We start from the raw sequence: 15,724 nt of genomic DNA on the forward strand, positions 1-15,724 counted from the left end.
CACGACGCCGTTCGACGTCGGCACGAGGTCGTCCCAGCTCACCTTCGGCGGCGACATCGTCGTCAAGTTCTGAGCGCGCCGGACAGGACCGGGCCATACCGCCCGCAGAACCAAAAGGGGGCGCCGCTTCGCAATCGAAGCGGCGCCTTTTCCATTCGATCCAGCGTCAGCTTCGACACCACCGGCGCGAGAGGGATATCGGCGGCCTCACTAACTCCTCGAACTCCGATCGAAGATCGCGATCCTGATCGCCGTGTCCGCCAAAAAACGTAAATCCTAGAGTTCCGCCAGATCTCCAAGCCAGGCCTTTAATCTCGGCGCGGCGAAATCGAGGAAGGCCCTTGATTTGAGCGGCAGAGGCGAGGGCGCCGCATAGATCAGGCTCACTGGCGCGGGCGCCGGCTCGAAGCCCCGCAAAATCGTCGTCAGTCGCCCGGCCTTGATGGCGGCCGCGACCTGGTACGACAGAACGCGCGTGACGCCCATGGCGGCGATCGCGGCGTCAATGGCGGCCTCAGCCGTGTTGATGGTCAGCCGCGAGCAAACCGGAAACCCGGTGATTGTTTTCCCGGTCTGGAACGGCCAGGCGTCAGACGCGTAAAGGCCTTCGAACGTGATGCATGCGTGCGAGCGAAGATCGCCCGGCGTCTGCGGCGTTCCCTTTTTTGCAAAATAGGCGGGAGCGCCGCAGACGACCCGCCTGATCGCTCCGATACGCTTGGCCGTTACGCTGCTGTCGGGAAGTTCGCCGACGCGGATCGCGAGATCGACATGCTCCTCCAACAGGTTCACGACGCGATCCGCCAACACCAGCCGGACGTTGATGTCCGGATAGGCTTTCAGGAACTCCATCGTCACCGGAAGGACAAGCAACCGTCCCATGACAATTGGAGCGGCGATGGTCAAATCGCCTTTGGGAGTGCTGTATTCGCCTGACGCGGCGCGTTCAGCTTCCCTGATCTCGTCAAGAATTCGTTTGCAAGCGACGACATAGGCGCGGCCGGCCTCGGTCAATTCGAGGCGCCGGCTGGTTCGGGTGACGAGCCGCGCGGAGAGATGCGCCTCAAGGTCGGACACCTTGCGGCTGACGGTCGCCAGTGGAACGCCGAGTTTGCGGGAAGCCGCCGAGAGGCTGCCGGTTTCGACGGCCGTCAAAAGGGTCGCCATGGATTCGAGACGATCCATCATTCCTCTCATATTATGGAAGGATACATTTAAAATATAAAGGATACCACGAATCTGCGGAAGCCTCTATTGATTGGCCATCGGTTGAGCCCAACCGCAACGCGAAAGGAAACCCGCCATGTCACGTCTCCCGACCCCCGCGACGATCGACGCCGCCCCGGCCGCCTCCCGTCCGTTTCTGGAGGCCGTCAAGAAGCAATTCGGCGTCGTGCCCAACCTGTTCCGTCTCGTCTCCAACAGCCCGGCCGCACTGGAAGGCTATCTTGGACTCTCATCCGCGTTGGACAAGGGCGCGTTGCCCGCGCCGACCCGCGAGCGGATCGCGCTGGCCGTCGCCGAGATCAACGGCTGTGACTATTGTCTCTCGGCGCACACGTTTCTTGGCAAGCGCCTGGCGAAACTCGACGACGCCGAGATCGCCGCCAACCGCAGCGGCGCCTCGAACGACCCGAAAGCGGATGCTGCGGTGCGCTTCGCCGCTAAAGTTGCGCGCGAGCGCGGCCATGTCAGCGAAGACGATGTCCGCGCCGTCAAGCTTGCCGGGTATGACGACGCCGAAGTGATCGAAATCGTGCAGCACGTCGCGCTGAACACCTGGACGAACTACATCAACGAAGTGGCCAAGACCGACATTGATTTTCCGGTCGTCAGCGTCCGCAGCGCAGCCTGAATCGACCTGCCGACTCCGCCGGGCGGGCGAGTTTCCGCTCCGCCCGGCCGGGAAAACCGCTAAAGAGACGCGACGAATCCGCCGTCGACAAATCGCCGAAATCTGAACGGAGTCAAAAATGTCTCGTCCGCCGATTCCTCCCTTCACCGCCGAGACCGCAGCGCAAAAGGCCCGCCTGGCGGAGGATGCGTGGAACAGCCGCGATCCGGCGCGGGTCGCTCTCGCTTATACGGAAGACAGCCGCTGGCGCAACCGCGCCCAGTTTCTGCAGGGCCGTGCTGAAATCGAGGCGTTCCTGACCGCCAAATGGGAGCGGGAGCTGGACTACCGCCTGATCAAGGAGGTGTGGGCGTTCCGCGAGGCTCGCATCGCCGTGCGCTTTGCGTATGAATGGCGCGACGAGTCCGGCAACTGGTTCCGCGCCTACGGCAACGAGAACTGGGAATTTGACGAGCATGGCCTCATGCGCGTGCGGATCGCCAGCATCAACGATCTGCCGATCAGGGAGGGCGAGCGCAAATACCACTGGCCGCAGGGGCGTCGTCCCGACGATCACCCAGGTCTTAGCGAATTGGGGCTTTAGGCGCGATTGCGCATGGCGCTTGATCACGGACGTGACGATTCGTCCGAACAGGGGCTCGTAACGGCTTCGCCCGCGGCGGCGAATGAGGGATCGCAGGCGAGGCAGACAATATGGGGCGCCGCGCAAAAAAGTTTTTCTACGGAGGTAACGAAAGCGACGTCGGCACCGTATAAGCAATCAGATAGGATCGCGCTTCCGCAGTGCGATGCGAAAATTTGTTGCGACGCAGGTCCAGTCTTGACCGTTGGCATTGCTTCGCGAGCGCTGTCAGTCGCCGAGTGACTGGATGTAGCATTCGCTCAAACCTTAAGGAACCGAGCCTTAGATCTTCGGCCTTTGTTGAAGCTTTGGAAACCTGGCCCGGCGGTGAGAGCTGGATGTCAGGAGCCAAGACGGCGCCCGAGCAGTCTGGCGGGCGGCGAAACCAGGTGCGCCTCCGGCGTCCATCATCAGGAGTAAATGCCATGTTTTCCAAATGCGCCAAGACCTCTGCGGCGGCTCTTGCGGCTTTGATCGCCGCCTCGACGCTCGTTTTGCCTGCGTCGGCGCAGGACAAGATGACGCCCGACGCCATGAAGGGCGATGCGATGAAGGGCGATCATATGAAAGGCGACGCCATGAAAGGCGATGCCATGAAAGGCGATCATATGAAAGGCGACGCCATGAAGGGGGACGCCATGAAAGGCGATCATATGAAGGGCGACGCCATGAAGGGCGACAAATAGATCTGATTACAGCCCGCTCTGATAGAAGAGGAGCGGGCTCCCCCATAAGGGCCGGGATACGATGGAAACACGCGCTGAAGCCCATGGATCAGTTGGAATCCCGGTAGCGGTCTCCATTTACAGGCACGCCCTTGTGACCCGGCTGACGCATTGGATCAACGTGCTTTGCGTCACCGTTCTGCTGTTCAGCGGCCTTCAGATCTTCAACGCGCATCCGGCGCTTTACTGGGGCCATTTTGGCGCCGACGCCGATCATCCCGTCTTTGAGATCGGCGCCGACGAGCCGGAGAATGGGCCGCCCGTCGGCTTCGCCAGAATAGGCTCCACAACGTTTGCGACCACAGGGGTTCTGGGCGTTTCGAACAACGCCGCCGGAGAAGCCGTTGAACGCGGCTTTCCAAGGTGGTTGACCCTTCCCGGCTGGCGCGAGTTGTCGTTGGGGCGCAGATGGCATTTCTTCTTCGCCTGGCTGTTCGTCGCCAATCTTCTCGTCTACTTCGCGGCCGGCCTCGGCAATGGGCATTTGCGGCGCGATCTCCTGCCCAGTGGTCAAGAGCTGCGGCCTCGTTCGCTTCTGCGCGACATCGCCGGCCACATCAAGCTGAAGTTTCCGCGCGGCGAAGAGGCGCGCCGCTACAATCCGCTGCAAAAACTCGCCTATCTCGCCGTCATCGGCGTGTTGTTGCCGGTCATGGTGTTGACCGGGCTTACAATGTCGCCCGGAATGGATGCGATCCTGCCCTGGCTGGTCGATCTCTTTGGCGGGCGGCAATCGGCGCGAACGATCCATTTCATCGCGGCTTTCCTTATCGTTCTGTTTGTTGTCGTTCACGTCGCGATGGTTTTCCTGGCGGGGCCGATCAATGAACTGCGCTCCATGATAACGGGACGATTTCGTATATCTGTCGAGGATCAACATGAGTAGCATCCAGATTCCGCGGCGCCGGTTTCTGGCCCTCGGAGCGGCGGGCTTCGGCGCAAGTCTTCTTGCGGGTTGCGACCGGCTTTCCGAATCGCCCGAGGTCGGCGAGTTCTTGTCCTCGGCGGAGGGGCTGACCTACCGCGCCCAGCGCCTGCTCGGCGGCAGCCATTCGCTGGCGCGCGAGTATGCCGAGGCGGATCTGTCTCCGGTGTTCAAGGTGAACGGCACCCATATGCCCGAAGGCGACGACTATGCCGAATTGGTCGAGAGCAATTTCGCCAGGTGGCGGCTCCGAATCGATGGGCTGGTCGCCAATCCGCTGGACCTGTCGCTGCAGGACCTGCGGAACCTGCCGCAACGAACCCAGATCACGCGGCATGATTGCGTCGAAGGATGGAGCGCCATCGGCAAATGGCAGGGCGTTCCGTTGTCCATCGTGCTGAAGCGCGCCTCGCCGCTTCCGGAAGCCCGCTTCGCGGTCTTTCACTGCGCCGACATGTACGAACACGCCCTCGATGGGACCGGGCAATATTACGAGAGCATCGACCTTATCGACGCCTTTCATCCGCAGACCATTCTGGCGCATCGGCTCAACGACGGGCCGCTGTCGGTTGGCCATGGCGCGCCGCTGCGGCTGCGAGTGGAGCGGCAGCTTGGCTATAAGCAGGCAAAATATGTCATGCGCGTCGAACTTGCCGCCAGCCTCGAGGGCTTCGGCCGCGGCAAGGGCGGGTTTTGGCCGGATCGCGGTTACGAGTGGTACGCGGGAATATAGCTCGTCCGAAGCGGCTGATCGGGATCAACCAGCGTAAGCGTCGCCTTGACAGGCCGGACGGCTTTCGATCAGACTCCTTTCACATCGACTGCTTGCAATAAGGAGGCGGCGGCTGTCGCGAAGGCCTCTCCGCGTGGCGAAGTCTCAATGCTCGGCGACCGGCCCTTTTACGGACTTTCTCATGACGACGATCGCGACTCCCGGCTTCCTGACTTTCACCATTTCGATCATGGTCTATTTTGGCGGGGCGGGCCTCAATTATCTGATCGCTCCGCTGCGCCGCTGGAATATCCCCGAGGCCGTCACAGGCGGCTTGATCGCCGCGCTCGCGACGCTCGCCATACACGAGAAGCTTGGGCTCGAGATTGTTTTCGACCTGAACGCCCGGGACATGCTGCTGCTCTATTTTTTCACCGGGATCGGACTCAACGCCAAACTCGCCGATCTGATCGCGGGGGGCCGTCCGTTGCTCGTCCTTTTGGGGATCACCCTCATTTATCTCGTGCTCCAGAATCTGATCGCGGCGACGAGCGCCGCGGCGTTGCATTTGCCAAAGGGAATCACTGCACTGATTGGATCGGCGTCCCTGATCGGCGGGCACGGGACCGCCATCGCCTGGGCGCCTGCAATCACGGCGCGCTTCGGTCTGCCGAACGCCATGGAGATCGGAGTGGCTGCCGCGACGCTCGGACTCGTGATCGCCAGCCTCGTCGGGGGCCCGGTCGCCCGGTTTCTGATCTCGCGCAATAAATTGTCCGGCCCGCTCGATTCGCCGCCGATGATCGGCCTCGCGGACGAGGGGCGCAAGGACGACATCAATCACGTCGGCCTGCTGCAGACGATCCTGGTGCTCAATGTCGCGATCCTGATCGGCGCCGGACTCCATGAAGCGCTGGTCGAGGCCGGACTTAAACTGCCGCTGTTCGTCGCGTGTCTTCTGTCGGCCATTGCGCTCACCAACACGCTTCCGCGTTTTTTTCCGAAATTGCCATGGCCGTCGCGCACGCGCTCGCTCGCGCTAATCTCCGATCTGTCGCTGAATGTTTTTCTCTCGATGTCGCTGATGAGCATGCAGCTCTGGACGCTGGGAGGGCTCGGGCCCGCGCTCGTCGCGGTGTTGGCGATCCAGACCATCGCCGCCGTTCTCTACATGTTGCTGGTCGTATTTCCGGCGATGGGCCGAACCTATGAAGCAGCGGTCATAGCGGCGGGATTTGGCGGCATCAGTCTTGGCGCGACGCCGACCGCCATCGCAAATATGACGGCGATTGCGAAGGCTCATGGCGCGGCGCCCATGGCTTTCATCATTCTACCTTTGGTCTCCGCCTTTTTCATCGACATCGCGAACGCCGCCGCGATAGCTTTTCTCGTCAGATGAGATCTGGCGTCGCTGTTATTCAGCGGCGGCTGAAGCGTCTTGCGTGATCGGCACGGCGCTGACCGCGACGCAAACGTCGAGCCCGAGCGGATCGTCAGACCCGCCGATAAACCCGCCAGAAATCGGGACCGCCTGTTCGGCCGTGCGGGTCATGCCGACGCGCACCAGGTTCGCGCCCGCGACCAGCCCGTTCGTCGGATCATATTCCACCCAGCCCGCGCCCGGCAAATACACGCCGCACCAGGCGTGCGTGCTGCCGCCCCCGCGCGTCGTTCCAGAGGTGTCGTCGTAGAGGTACCCCGTCACGAACCGCGCGGCGAGGCCGAGGCTGCGCAGCGCCTCCATCATCAGAACCGCGAAATCCCGGCACGTGCCTGATCCGAGCGCCAGCGTCTGCGCCGGGGTCTGGGTGCCTTGCTCATGGCGCGCGCCGTAGCGGAACTCGGCCTTGATCGCATGGGTCATCGTCTCGAGCATGTCCATCGTGCGGGTGTCGCCCCGGCCCGAGACGAAACGGCGCGCGAAGACGTCAACCGCGCCGTCAGGATCAGGCAGTTGACGTTCGGCGAGGCGGGCGACGTCGGGCATTTCCTGACTCGCGTAGGAAAATGGAAGCACCTCGGCCGCCGGGTCAAGGCTGCAGGCTGGCAGGGTCGGGCCCGCGGGATGGTGCGTCAGATCAAGCGTTGAGACGATCCGCAGACGATCCGTCCGTAACGACTGAGGCCATTCGACGAAACAAATGGAATTGTCGAAGACGTCATGCGCCCAGCGAATCTTCGCCGCCGGAGGATCAATTGAGAGATCGGCGCCGTGCAAACGCAGATCGTGGCTGTCGTCCGGCCTGATCATCATGCGGTGACGGGTCAACCCGACGGGGTTGCGGTAGGTATATTCGGTCGAATGCGTGATCGTGATGCGGGCCATTTATCCTCCTTCAAGCGCTTCTTGCGTCGCAGCAGGGTCAAATTGCTTCCGGCCAGAGGCCTTTTTATCATAATTGAATGACCGGAGCGCGTTGTATCGTCAGCGAAAAATGCGCCTCTTGAATTGCGCTTGCTTGACGAAAGCCGGAGCAGATCCGCTCTCGCGGCGGCTGCGGTCATCGCAGGCTCATGCGCGCCCAGCGTCGTCGCCGCGCAAGATGCGGAAAGCGATGTTGAGGACGCCCGCCTTGACGCCGTCGTTGCGACGCCAGGCGCATCGTCGCCGCAGGCGAACAGCGACAACATAGGCGGATCTCTCCGGTTGCAATATGTCGACCTCAACAACGATCAAAGCTTCCGCCGCAACATGGAAACGATCGGCCGATGAAGAGACCAGCGGCTGGCCGATCACGGCACAAGCACGGCAGCTCCCTCGAAGGCTCCGGCGCGAAGGTCGGCGAGCGCCTTGTTGGCCTGATCGAGAGGGTAAGCCGTGGTTTGGGTGACGATGCCGATTTGAGGCGCAAGCCCGAGAAAATCAATTCCGTCCTGCCGTGTGAGATTGGCGACGGACGCGAGTTCGCGCTCTTCCCAGAGGATGCTGTAGGGGAAACTTGGGATGTCGCTCATGTGGATTCCCGCGCAGACGACACGCCCGCCTTTGCGGACCGCCTTAAGGGCGAGCGGGACGAGATCGCCGGGGGTTGCGTAGATGATCGCCGCGTCCAGACGATCGGGAGGCGTTTCGTCGGATCGGCCGGCCCACACCGCGCCGAGGCTTCTGGCGAACGCCTGTGTGGCGAGATCTCCCGGCCGGGTAAAAGCAAAAACATCTCTGCCTTGCCATTTGGCGACCTGGGCCACGATATGACCGGCGGCGCCGAAGCCGTAAAGGCCCAGCTTCTTGCCGGCGCCGGCGATCTTCAGTGAGCGCCAGCCAATCAGGCCCGCGCAAAGGAGCGGCGCGAGCGAAACGTCGCTTCCCTCCTCTCCGAGGGGGAAAGCAAAGCGCGCATCCGCGATCGTCGCGCTGGCGAAACCTCCGTCTCGGGTGTAGCCGGTGAACAAAGGCGAGTCGCACAGGTTTTCGCGGTTTTCCTCGCAATAGGGGCAGGTTCCGCAGGTATGCCCGAGCCAGGGGACGCCGACCCGCTGATCGATGCTGAGGCCGGTGACGCCCGGCCCGATGGCGTCGATTCGTCCGACGATCTCGTGGCCGGGGATGATCGGCGATTTCGGATCGGGCAGTTCGCCGTCGAGCACGTGCAGGTCGGTGCGGCAGACGCCGCAGGCGAGAACTTTGACCCGGATCTCCCCCGTTCCGGGCTGCCGGTCGGGCAGTTCCGTCCAGGTCAGGGGGGTATGCGGCCTCTCGAGCACCATCGCCTGCATTGCTTGTCCCTCGCCAGCGCGAAAGCCCGCCGCCAGAGCATATTCCGATTGGATTGAATCAATCCAATCGACAAGAATATGCTCAAGCTTTTGACTCTGGAGCGATTTCTGATCGATCGCATGATTTCATGCGATCGGAAAGCGCTCGAGCATATTCCGATTGGATTGAATCCATCCAATCGAGAAGACTATGCTCAAGCCTTTGACTCTGGAGCGATTAGCGGACCGACACTCTGGGATAGCATAACTCAAAGGCCGAAGGTGACGCCGCCGGACGCCGCCGATGGCGAAGCAAACACGGCCGCGGCGCGGATTTGACGCAGGTCGGTCGGACTCATCGGCGCGACGCCTTTCGCGTGTCGTCAGTTCAGCCAAAGATGCGACGGCGTCCAGAGTCCAATGCGTGGCTTTGGCCGACGCCGGCCGTTCATCGCGATGAGGGCGGCCGCTTCGGCGCTGGCGATGGCGAGAGCGGCGAGATGGCTGGCTCGCGAGGCGCTGGCCCGGCAATCCCAGGCGGCTTCGCCTCGTTCGCGGATAATTGAGCCGATGCCCCAATAGACGCGCCGCGCCGCCGCGACCGCCCAAGCGGCGCGGTAGGGCAGGCGGCCGACGCCGCCCGCCGCAGACACATAATATTCGTCCGCCACCGCGAGAAGACGCTCGGTTGTCTTGAAGACGGCCGGACGATGGCGCGCCAGGGCCGTTTCCGAAACAGGCACGCGTTCGTTCGCGAGCCAATCGGCCGGCAGATAGACGCGGCCCCGGACCGCGTCAGGCACCACATCGCGGGCGATATTCGTCAATTGAAACGCGATCCCCAGATCGCAGGCCCGCTCCAGCGTAGCGCGATCGCGCACGCCCATGATTCCGGCCATCATCAATCCGACGACGCCGGCGACATGGTAGGCGTAGTTCAACGTATCGTCGAGGCACGCGTAGGTTCGGCCGCGCACGTCCATCGCCATTCCTTCGATGAGGTCGAGCGGATAGCGTTCGCAGATCCCATGCGCCTTCACGACGCGCTGAAGTCCAATGAAGACCGGATCTCGCGCCTCTCCGGCGAGCGCCGCCATTGTTTTTTCGCGCAAGACCGCGAGCCGTTCTTCTTGAGGCGCCGGTCCCTCCTCTCGTGGATTGCGCGCGCCGGCGCCATCCGGAAGCGGACTTGCGTGACCCAGAATCTGCCCATCGATTTCGTCGTCGCAATGACGGCACCAGGCATAGAGAAGATAGGCGCTTTCGCGGAGGTCGGTCGGGAAGAGGCGCGCCGCCCGGAAGAAACTCATCGAGCCATTCTCGATGCGTTCGCGCGACAGGGCGACGATGGCGTCCATCACTGTCCTACTTTCGCCAGCTGGCGCGAACGCCTCTTGAGAGAGGCGACTCTAGTGTACATTTTATCAGACGGTCAATAGTGTACTATTAATTTGACGAGCGCGTATCAAATCGCCAAGATGATGTTCTTGGCGGTCGGCCGGAGCTGGAACTGGCTGTATCTCGACGAGGCGGTCGGCTCATGTCGGTTTCCTTCCCATTCTCGGCGATTGCAGGTCAGGGCGAGATGAAACTCGCGATCTTGATCTCCGCCGTCGATCCGGCCCTTGGCGGCGTGCTTGTCTTTGGCGACAGAGGCACGGGAAAATCCACCGCCGTACGGGCTCTCGCGGCGCTCCTGCCTGCGATGCGGGCAGTGGAAGGCTGCCGATTTGGCTGCGATCCCGCCGCGATCGCCGCCGCTTGCGAGGACTGCCGGAAGCGCCGTGGTCAGGGACCGTTGAAGTGGCGTCGCATTCCGGTTCCGGTTGTCGATCTGCCGCTGGGGGCGACCGAGGATCGTGTTGTTGGAGCTCTCGATCTCGAACGGGCGCTGACGAACGGGGTAAAGGCGTTCGAACCGGGCCTACTCGCACGGGCAAATCGCGGATTCCTCTATATCGATGAGGTCAATCTGCTGGAGGACCATCTCGTCGATCTCCTGATCGATGTGGCCGCGTCCGGGGAAAACGTGGTCGAGCGGGAGGGCCTCAGCGTGCGCCATCCCGCGCGGTTCGTTCTGATCGGGAGCGGCAATCCGGAGGAGGGCGAACTGCGGCCGCAGCTCCTCGACCGGTTTGGGCTTTCGGTCGAGGTCAAGACCCCGCAAGACATCAAGACCCGGATCGAGGTGGTGCGGCGGCGCGACCATTTCGATCGTGACCCTGCCGGCTTCGCGGCCAAATGGCGCGGCGAGGACCGGAAGATTTCGAAGCAGGTGGCGTTGGGACAAAAGCGCCTGGCGTCGATCGAGATCCCCGACGGCGTCCTTGAAACTGCGGCGCGGCTTTGCACAATTCTTGGCGTCGACGGGTTGCGCGGAGAACTGACGATGATGCGCGCGGCGCGGGCGCTTGCGAGCCTTGAAGGCGATGAGGTCGTGACCGGCCAGCATCTGCGTAAAATCGCCGCTCCCGCCTTGCGGCATCGATTGCGACGCAATCCTTTGGACGAGTCCGGCTCAACCGTGCGAATCGAGCGCGCTGTCGCGGAAGTTTTCGGCGAATGAACGAGCCGCAGGACGGCATTGCGTGCTCTGCCTGCTGGGACGACGCGCTTCTTGCCGCCGCGCTCTTCGCTGTCGATCCGGCCGGCGCAGCAGGAATCGTCCTGCGCTGCCGCGCCGGTCCCGCGCGGGATCTTTGGCTGCAAGCGTTACGCGGACTTCTTCCCGACCCCACGCCTTTGCGCCGCATCCCGATCAACATCGCCGACAGCCGGCTGCTGGGCGGGCTCGATCTCACCGCCTCGCTGCGGGCCGGAAAACCGGTGGCGGACCGCGGCGTTCTCGTGGAGTCGAATGGCGGCGTCGTTTATCTCTCAATGACGGAACGCATGAGCGCCGCCGTCGCCGGGCGGATCGCCAATGTTCTCGATACCGGAATCGTGGCGATGGAGCGCGACGGCCTGACGCTCCGCAGCGATGTCAGGCTAGGAATCGTCGCGCTCGACGAGGGGATCGAGGAAAACGAACGATGTCCGGACGCTCTTTCGGATCGTCTGGCGTTTCTCGTCGATCTGTCGGGAGATTTGACCGTTGCGTCCGGCCCTCCGGCCTATGACGCGTGCGCAGTGGCGGCGGCGCGGCGTCTTTTGCCAAAGGTCGCATTAGGCGACGAGGCGCTCCACGCGCTTTGCGTCGGCGCATCGGCGCTCGGCGTCGCTTCGCTCCGGGCTCCGCTCCTGGCCGTCCGTGCGGCGCGCGCCTCGGCGGCGCTCAGGGGACGAAACGAGGTTGTGGAAGAAGACGTCGTCGTTGCGGCTCGGCTCGTTCTGGCCCCGAGGGCCATGGCGCTTCCTTCTTCTGAACGGGAGGCGCCGGACGCTTCCCCGCCTGAAGCGCCGCAGGCAGAGGAATCAGAGGGCGCCAAACAGGAAAGCTTCCAGGACGACGACCGCGAAATTCATGCAGACGCCTCGCTCGACGAAATTGTTCTCGAGGCGGCCGCCGCCGCGATCCCCGCTGGCCTGCTGACGCAACTGCAGCTTGCCGGGGAAGCCGCGATCCGGACCAAGGCGACCGGCAAATCGGGCGCTCTCAAAGGCTCCGGTCTGCGCGGACGGCCGGCGGGAGCGCGTTGTGGAAAGCCTGGAGGCGCCGTGCGGCTCAATCTCGTCGAAACATTGCGGGCCGCGGCGCCGTGGCAGAAGATGCGGCGGATGGATGGCGGCCGGGAGATTGAGACGACGACGGCCCGACGCATCATAATCCGCCCCGAGGATTTCCGCGTCACCCGTTACAAGCAGCGGACGGAGACGTTGACGATCTTTGCGGTCGACGCGTCCGGTTCGTCGGCGCTCAACCGGCTCGCGGAGGCCAAAGGCGCTGTGGAGCTGTTGTTGGCGGATTGTTATGTGCGTCGCGATCAAGTTGCTGTTCTGGCGTTTCGCGGCGCCGGTCCGACCTTGCTACTCGCGCCCACGCGTTCCCTCGCGCGTGCGAAGCGAAGCCTTGCCGGCCTTCCGGGTGGAGGCGGCACGCCGCTCGCCGGCGGAATCGACGCGGCGCTGAAGTTGGCCGAAGACGCGCGACGGAAGGGTCAAACTCCGATTATCGTGCTGTTGACGGATGGCGCCGCGAATATCGCCCGGGATGGCAGGCCGGGGCGCGCCAAAGCGCAGGACGACGCGCTGGGCTCTGCTCGGTTTGCTCGATCGCGGGGATTTACGATGCTGCTCGTCGACACCGCGCCGCGCCCGCAGCCATTCGCGCAGCGGCTCGCGGCGGACATGAAAGCGCGCTACCTGGCGCTTCCCTCTGCGGATCCGGTCGTGCTTTCAGGCGCGGTGCGGTCTGCGGCGGCGAGATGATAGGCCGTCACGGCGAAACCGTTGGAAACGTCACCGCGATCGACCACGCCATCGCGATCGCGATCCCCAGCGCAGCAACGAGCGGGTGATTGGTGCGGCGGTAAACCCAGCCGCTGAACAATCCATAGACAGTGAAGAAAATCAAAATCACGGGCACGATAATGATCAGGAAGAAAAGCCTGTGCAGGTTTAGCGCGATCGCGATCGCGAGCGAGGCCAGAAAGCAGATTTTGGTGAAGGCGTAGTTTCCTCGCGGCGCGGCTTCGCCCCGTGTCAGCCATTCGTCGGCCATGAAGTAAGGCGCGGTGCCGCAAAGGACGATGAGGATCAGTGGAAGCCGTTCGGCAATGGGCATGAAGGACGTCACGAAACGGTCGATCGGCAACCCGATCACGAAAATCGCGTAGCTCGCCACGGCGGCCACGCCAATTCCAAACGCCCGGCGCGAAATGCTGAACGACGCCGCGCGTTTAGAACCGTCCTCGAAATAATAAAGCCCCGCCGCGCTCAAAAATCCATAAACGCCAAAGTGGAGAGTCAAATAATCTCCAAGCAGAATCGGCATGAAGTCCGTCGGCAATTTCCACAGGACCAAAGGCGTGATGACGGCGGGCGCGAGCGCGACAGGAATGAGGCGCGGCCAAGGCAATGCTTGCCCGAGCGGAACGCTTGACGCTTGTGGGAGAAGCCCGCTCAGCGGCCGGGCGAGGGCGACCAGACCAGCGAAAAGCAGCCCGAGCCAGGGCCCCCGCGCGTCGATGAATCCGGATCGGTTGCGTCCAAAGGCTTCGTTAAGCCACGCCAAGGCCTCAGACAGGCTCTCCCGCGCGTAAAGCACCCCGATATGTTCGACGCCGGCTGACAGCGAGACGCGGCGCGCAGTTCCAAGTTTGAAATCGCCATAGGTGACGCGTTCCCGCGCCGTCCCGTTGTTGGCCATGGCGGCGATCTTGAACGCTTCGTCCGTCAGCATCGAGGGTTCGAGCGCGCCGTCGATCACGAGGAGGTTACGCGGCGCGTCCGCCGTGATCCCCCGCGAAAACAGGGACACGGCGATCGTGGTCTCGATATCTGGATGGTCCTCGGCGTAGCGAACCACGATGTCGGACGCCATCGAATGGCCGATCAGCGCGATCTTTCCGTCGCCGAATTGTAGATGTCGCGCATAGGCGACAACGTCGCCAAGTTCGCCGATCAAGGCTTTGCCGCTCGCCTCGGGGTCCGCGATGCCGCCGGGGAGCGGCGCGGGATTTTGACCGTGGCCGAGAAAATCGAATGTCGCCACGATATAGCCGTTTCTTGCAAGCGTCAGCGCAAACGGCTGCATCAATTGTTGCGACCCCGCGAAGCCATGGGCGATGACGACGACGGGCGCAGCCTTGTCCGAAGGCTCCCTGTAGATCGTGATCGGGGTCGCGCCGACAGAGGCGGACGTGATCGAAAGTTCGCTTCTGGCGGCGAACAGATGCCAAAATCCCGCAACAACGCAACACACTGCGATTATCGCGACCAGCGGCGAAACAAACGGCCTGAGACGATCGGCGAGCGCCAAGGGAACTCCAGTTGTAAGGTGTTGCGCGGGCGGATAGGACAATATTGCGGCGAGCTTGGAAAGCCATTTGCGAGATGACCAAACGGCTCTTATGGAACGAGGACGGAGGCGACTGGCCAAACAGGGACCATAGCCGTTTTGTCAGCGCCGCGGGTTTTCAATGGCATGTGCAGCTCATGGGCGCTGGTCCCGTCGTCCTGCTGGCTCACGGGCTCGGCGCTTCGACGCATTCCTGGCGGCGACTCGCCCCGATGCTCGCCCGCAGATTTACTGTCATTGGCATGGACTTGCCTGGACATGGATTTACCGACTTGCCCGCCGCAAGGCGCATGTCGATGTCCGGCATGGCCGAGGCGCTTGGCGATCTGCTTCGCGAACTTGACGCTGATCCCGCCCATGCGGTCGGGCACTCAGCCGGGGCGTCTCTTCTTGTCCGCATGTGTCTTGATGAACGGATCGCGCCGAAAACCCTGGTGAGCCTCAACGGGGCGCTGCTTCCGTTCGGAGGCGTCGGACAGATGTTCTCGCCGTTGGCCAAACTGCTGTTCGGCGCGCCGTTCATCCCGAAATTGTTCGCCCGAATGGGCGAGGATCGAAGGGCGATCGTGAATATGCTGCGCTCCACCGGATCGGCGGCGGACGACGAGGGCGTCGAACTCTATGCGCGGTTGTTCGGAAACGCTGGCCATGTCGAAGGAGTCCTCGCGATGATGGCGAACTGGGATCTTCGCGCGCTCCAGCGCGATCTCCCGCAGCTGAAAACGCCGCTTGTCATGGTGACGGGCGGAAAGGATCATACGGTTCCGGCCGAGGAAGCTTTTCGCATCCGCGAACTGGCGCGCGGGTCGAGGGTCGTTTGTCTTCGCCATCTTGGTCATCTTGCTCATGAAGAGGCGCCCCGCGACGTAGCAGATCTCATCATCAAACTGTTGGACGATCCCAGCGCATTGTGAGATCAAACGCGTGAGCGAGACCCGCTATGGCGAGGCTGGCGCCGATCCAGGCCCACCCCGCGCCGGCAAGGGCGCCGCGCAGGGCAAGGACCAGGCAGAAGCCGGATAATAGGTTCAGCAAGAAACCAGAGGCGGGGATGCCCCTCTTCGTTAATCTCCGGTAAGCGATCAGGACGACGCATTCCAGCGCCATGATCACAAGAATGAGATCGGCGATATGGCCGGTCGCGAAGAAATTCGTCATCGCGAATCCTTTCCCAATTGAATCGAACGACGCCATTTATCGACGCCGTAAAGGACGCCGAGATAAGGCGAC

At 62.8% G+C, this 15,724-nt stretch carries 16 protein-coding genes; 10 read left to right on the plus strand and 6 right to left on the minus strand.

Features of this window, described 5'->3' with window-relative positions; all coding sequences use genetic code 11:
• Positions 1-276: 276 nt before the first annotated feature.
• Positions 277-1,185, minus strand: coding sequence for a LysR family transcriptional regulator (locus BM177_RS14300; protein ID WP_091684820.1), 909 nt, complete (start codon positions 1,183-1,185; stop codon positions 277-279).
• A gap of 118 nt (positions 1,186-1,303) precedes the next feature.
• Between BM177_RS14300 and BM177_RS14305 the strand changes: the two genes are divergently transcribed.
• From BM177_RS14305 to gltS, 6 genes are all read left to right on the plus strand, one after another.
• Positions 1,304-1,855: a carboxymuconolactone decarboxylase family protein gene (locus tag BM177_RS14305; RefSeq protein ID WP_091684823.1), complete on the plus strand. Its 552-nt coding sequence runs from the start codon at positions 1,304-1,306 to the stop codon at positions 1,853-1,855.
• A gap of 118 nt (positions 1,856-1,973) precedes the next feature.
• The gene (locus BM177_RS14310) at positions 1,974-2,438 is read left to right on the plus strand and encodes a nuclear transport factor 2 family protein (RefSeq protein WP_091684825.1); all 465 of its coding nucleotides are present in this window, start codon (positions 1,974-1,976) and stop codon (positions 2,436-2,438) included.
• Positions 2,439-2,902: 464 nt separating this feature from the next.
• Complete coding sequence (locus BM177_RS14315) at positions 2,903-3,163, plus strand: pentapeptide MXKDX repeat protein (protein WP_091684828.1); 261 nt, start codon at positions 2,903-2,905, stop codon at positions 3,161-3,163.
• Between the two features lie 61 nt (positions 3,164-3,224).
• Complete coding sequence (locus BM177_RS14320; RefSeq protein WP_091684831.1) at positions 3,225-4,088, plus strand: cytochrome b/b6 domain-containing protein; 864 nt, start codon at positions 3,225-3,227, stop codon at positions 4,086-4,088.
• The gene (locus tag BM177_RS14325; RefSeq protein WP_091684833.1) at positions 4,081-4,860 is read left to right on the plus strand and encodes a molybdopterin-binding protein; all 780 of its coding nucleotides are present in this window, start codon (positions 4,081-4,083) and stop codon (positions 4,858-4,860) included. Before BM177_RS14320 ends, BM177_RS14325 begins: the two co-directional genes overlap by 8 nt.
• A gap of 181 nt (positions 4,861-5,041) precedes the next feature.
• Positions 5,042-6,238: a sodium/glutamate symporter gene (gltS, locus tag BM177_RS14330; RefSeq protein ID WP_091684836.1), complete on the plus strand. Its 1,197-nt coding sequence runs from the start codon at positions 5,042-5,044 to the stop codon at positions 6,236-6,238.
• Between the two features lie 15 nt (positions 6,239-6,253).
• On the opposite strand, the gene BM177_RS14335 is transcribed toward gltS, so the two are convergent.
• Positions 6,254-7,165 carry a transglutaminase family protein gene (locus BM177_RS14335; RefSeq protein WP_091684839.1) on the minus strand — a complete coding sequence of 304 codons (912 nt, stop codon included), beginning with the start codon at positions 7,163-7,165 and terminating at the stop codon, positions 6,254-6,256.
• Between the two features lie 129 nt (positions 7,166-7,294).
• Between BM177_RS14335 and BM177_RS14340 the strand changes: the two genes are divergently transcribed.
• The gene (locus BM177_RS14340; RefSeq protein ID WP_091684842.1) at positions 7,295-7,552 is read left to right on the plus strand and encodes a hypothetical protein; all 258 of its coding nucleotides are present in this window, start codon (positions 7,295-7,297) and stop codon (positions 7,550-7,552) included.
• A gap of 20 nt (positions 7,553-7,572) precedes the next feature.
• Here the strand turns inward: BM177_RS14340 and BM177_RS14345 are convergent, their stop codons facing one another.
• Together BM177_RS14345 and BM177_RS14355 are read right to left on the minus strand one after the other, a co-directional pair.
• Positions 7,573-8,556: a zinc-dependent alcohol dehydrogenase family protein gene (locus tag BM177_RS14345; RefSeq protein ID WP_091684844.1), complete on the minus strand. Its 984-nt coding sequence runs from the start codon at positions 8,554-8,556 to the stop codon at positions 7,573-7,575.
• A 362-nt stretch (positions 8,557-8,918) separates the two neighbouring features.
• Positions 8,919-9,893 (minus strand): phytoene/squalene synthase family protein, encoded by a 975-nt coding sequence (locus BM177_RS14355; protein WP_091684849.1) that lies wholly within the window; start codon positions 9,891-9,893, stop codon positions 8,919-8,921.
• Positions 9,894-10,075: 182 nt separating this feature from the next.
• On the opposite strand from BM177_RS14355, the gene bchI reads away from it, so the two are divergent.
• Together bchI and BM177_RS14365 are read left to right on the plus strand one after the other, a co-directional pair.
• Complete coding sequence (gene bchI / locus BM177_RS14360; RefSeq protein ID WP_091684851.1) at positions 10,076-11,101, plus strand: magnesium chelatase ATPase subunit I; 1,026 nt, start codon at positions 10,076-10,078, stop codon at positions 11,099-11,101.
• Entirely contained in the window at positions 11,098-12,903 is a 1,806-nt protein-coding gene (locus tag BM177_RS14365) for a magnesium chelatase subunit D (protein WP_091684853.1), read from the plus strand. The genes bchI and BM177_RS14365 overlap by 4 nt, the downstream gene beginning before the upstream one ends.
• Positions 12,904-12,910: 7 nt before the next feature.
• Here the strand turns inward: BM177_RS14365 and BM177_RS14370 are convergent, their stop codons facing one another.
• Positions 12,911-14,398 (minus strand): alpha/beta hydrolase, encoded by a 1,488-nt coding sequence (locus tag BM177_RS14370; protein ID WP_244532348.1) that lies wholly within the window; start codon positions 14,396-14,398, stop codon positions 12,911-12,913.
• Positions 14,399-14,529: 131 nt separating this feature from the next.
• Between BM177_RS14370 and bchO the strand changes: the two genes are divergently transcribed.
• Positions 14,530-15,408 (plus strand): alpha/beta fold hydrolase BchO, encoded by an 879-nt coding sequence (gene bchO / locus BM177_RS14375; protein ID WP_091684857.1) that lies wholly within the window; start codon positions 14,530-14,532, stop codon positions 15,406-15,408.
• Here bchO and BM177_RS14380 read toward each other — a convergent pair.
• Positions 15,377-15,652, minus strand: coding sequence for a hypothetical protein (locus tag BM177_RS14380; RefSeq protein WP_091685017.1), 276 nt, complete (start codon positions 15,650-15,652; stop codon positions 15,377-15,379). The genes bchO and BM177_RS14380 overlap by 32 nt on opposite strands.
• Positions 15,653-15,724: the final 72 nt, after the last annotated feature.

The organism is Methylocapsa palsarum (assembly GCF_900114285.1).
Classification (GTDB): Bacteria; Pseudomonadota; Alphaproteobacteria; order Rhizobiales; family Beijerinckiaceae; genus Methylocapsa; species Methylocapsa palsarum.

Excerpts from the sequence above, each read along its gene's own strand:
- BM177_RS14300 (WP_091684820.1), bottom strand. The coding sequence starts at position 1,185 with ATGGATCGTCTCGAATCCATGGCGACCCTTTTGACGGCCGTCGAAACC.
- BM177_RS14305 (WP_091684823.1), top strand. The coding sequence starts at position 1,304 with ATGTCACGTCTCCCGACCCCCGCGACGATCGACGCCGCCCCGGCCGCC.
- BM177_RS14310 (WP_091684825.1), top strand. The coding sequence starts at position 1,974 with ATGTCTCGTCCGCCGATTCCTCCCTTCACCGCCGAGACCGCAGCGCAA.
- BM177_RS14315 (WP_091684828.1), top strand. The coding sequence starts at position 2,903 with ATGTTTTCCAAATGCGCCAAGACCTCTGCGGCGGCTCTTGCGGCTTTG.
- BM177_RS14320 (WP_091684831.1), top strand. The coding sequence starts at position 3,225 with ATGGAAACACGCGCTGAAGCCCATGGATCAGTTGGAATCCCGGTAGCG.
- BM177_RS14325 (WP_091684833.1), top strand. The coding sequence starts at position 4,081 with ATGAGTAGCATCCAGATTCCGCGGCGCCGGTTTCTGGCCCTCGGAGCG.
- gltS (WP_091684836.1), top strand. The coding sequence starts at position 5,042 with ATGACGACGATCGCGACTCCCGGCTTCCTGACTTTCACCATTTCGATC.
- BM177_RS14335 (WP_091684839.1), bottom strand. The coding sequence starts at position 7,165 with ATGGCCCGCATCACGATCACGCATTCGACCGAATATACCTACCGCAAC.
- BM177_RS14345 (WP_091684844.1), bottom strand. The coding sequence starts at position 8,556 with ATGCAGGCGATGGTGCTCGAGAGGCCGCATACCCCCCTGACCTGGACG.
- BM177_RS14355 (WP_091684849.1), bottom strand. The coding sequence starts at position 9,893 with ATGGACGCCATCGTCGCCCTGTCGCGCGAACGCATCGAGAATGGCTCG.
- bchI (WP_091684851.1), top strand. The coding sequence starts at position 10,076 with ATGTCGGTTTCCTTCCCATTCTCGGCGATTGCAGGTCAGGGCGAGATG.
- BM177_RS14365 (WP_091684853.1), top strand. The coding sequence starts at position 11,098 with ATGAACGAGCCGCAGGACGGCATTGCGTGCTCTGCCTGCTGGGACGAC.
- bchO (WP_091684857.1), top strand. The coding sequence starts at position 14,530 with ATGACCAAACGGCTCTTATGGAACGAGGACGGAGGCGACTGGCCAAAC.
- BM177_RS14380 (WP_091685017.1), bottom strand. The coding sequence starts at position 15,652 with ATGACGAATTTCTTCGCGACCGGCCATATCGCCGATCTCATTCTTGTG.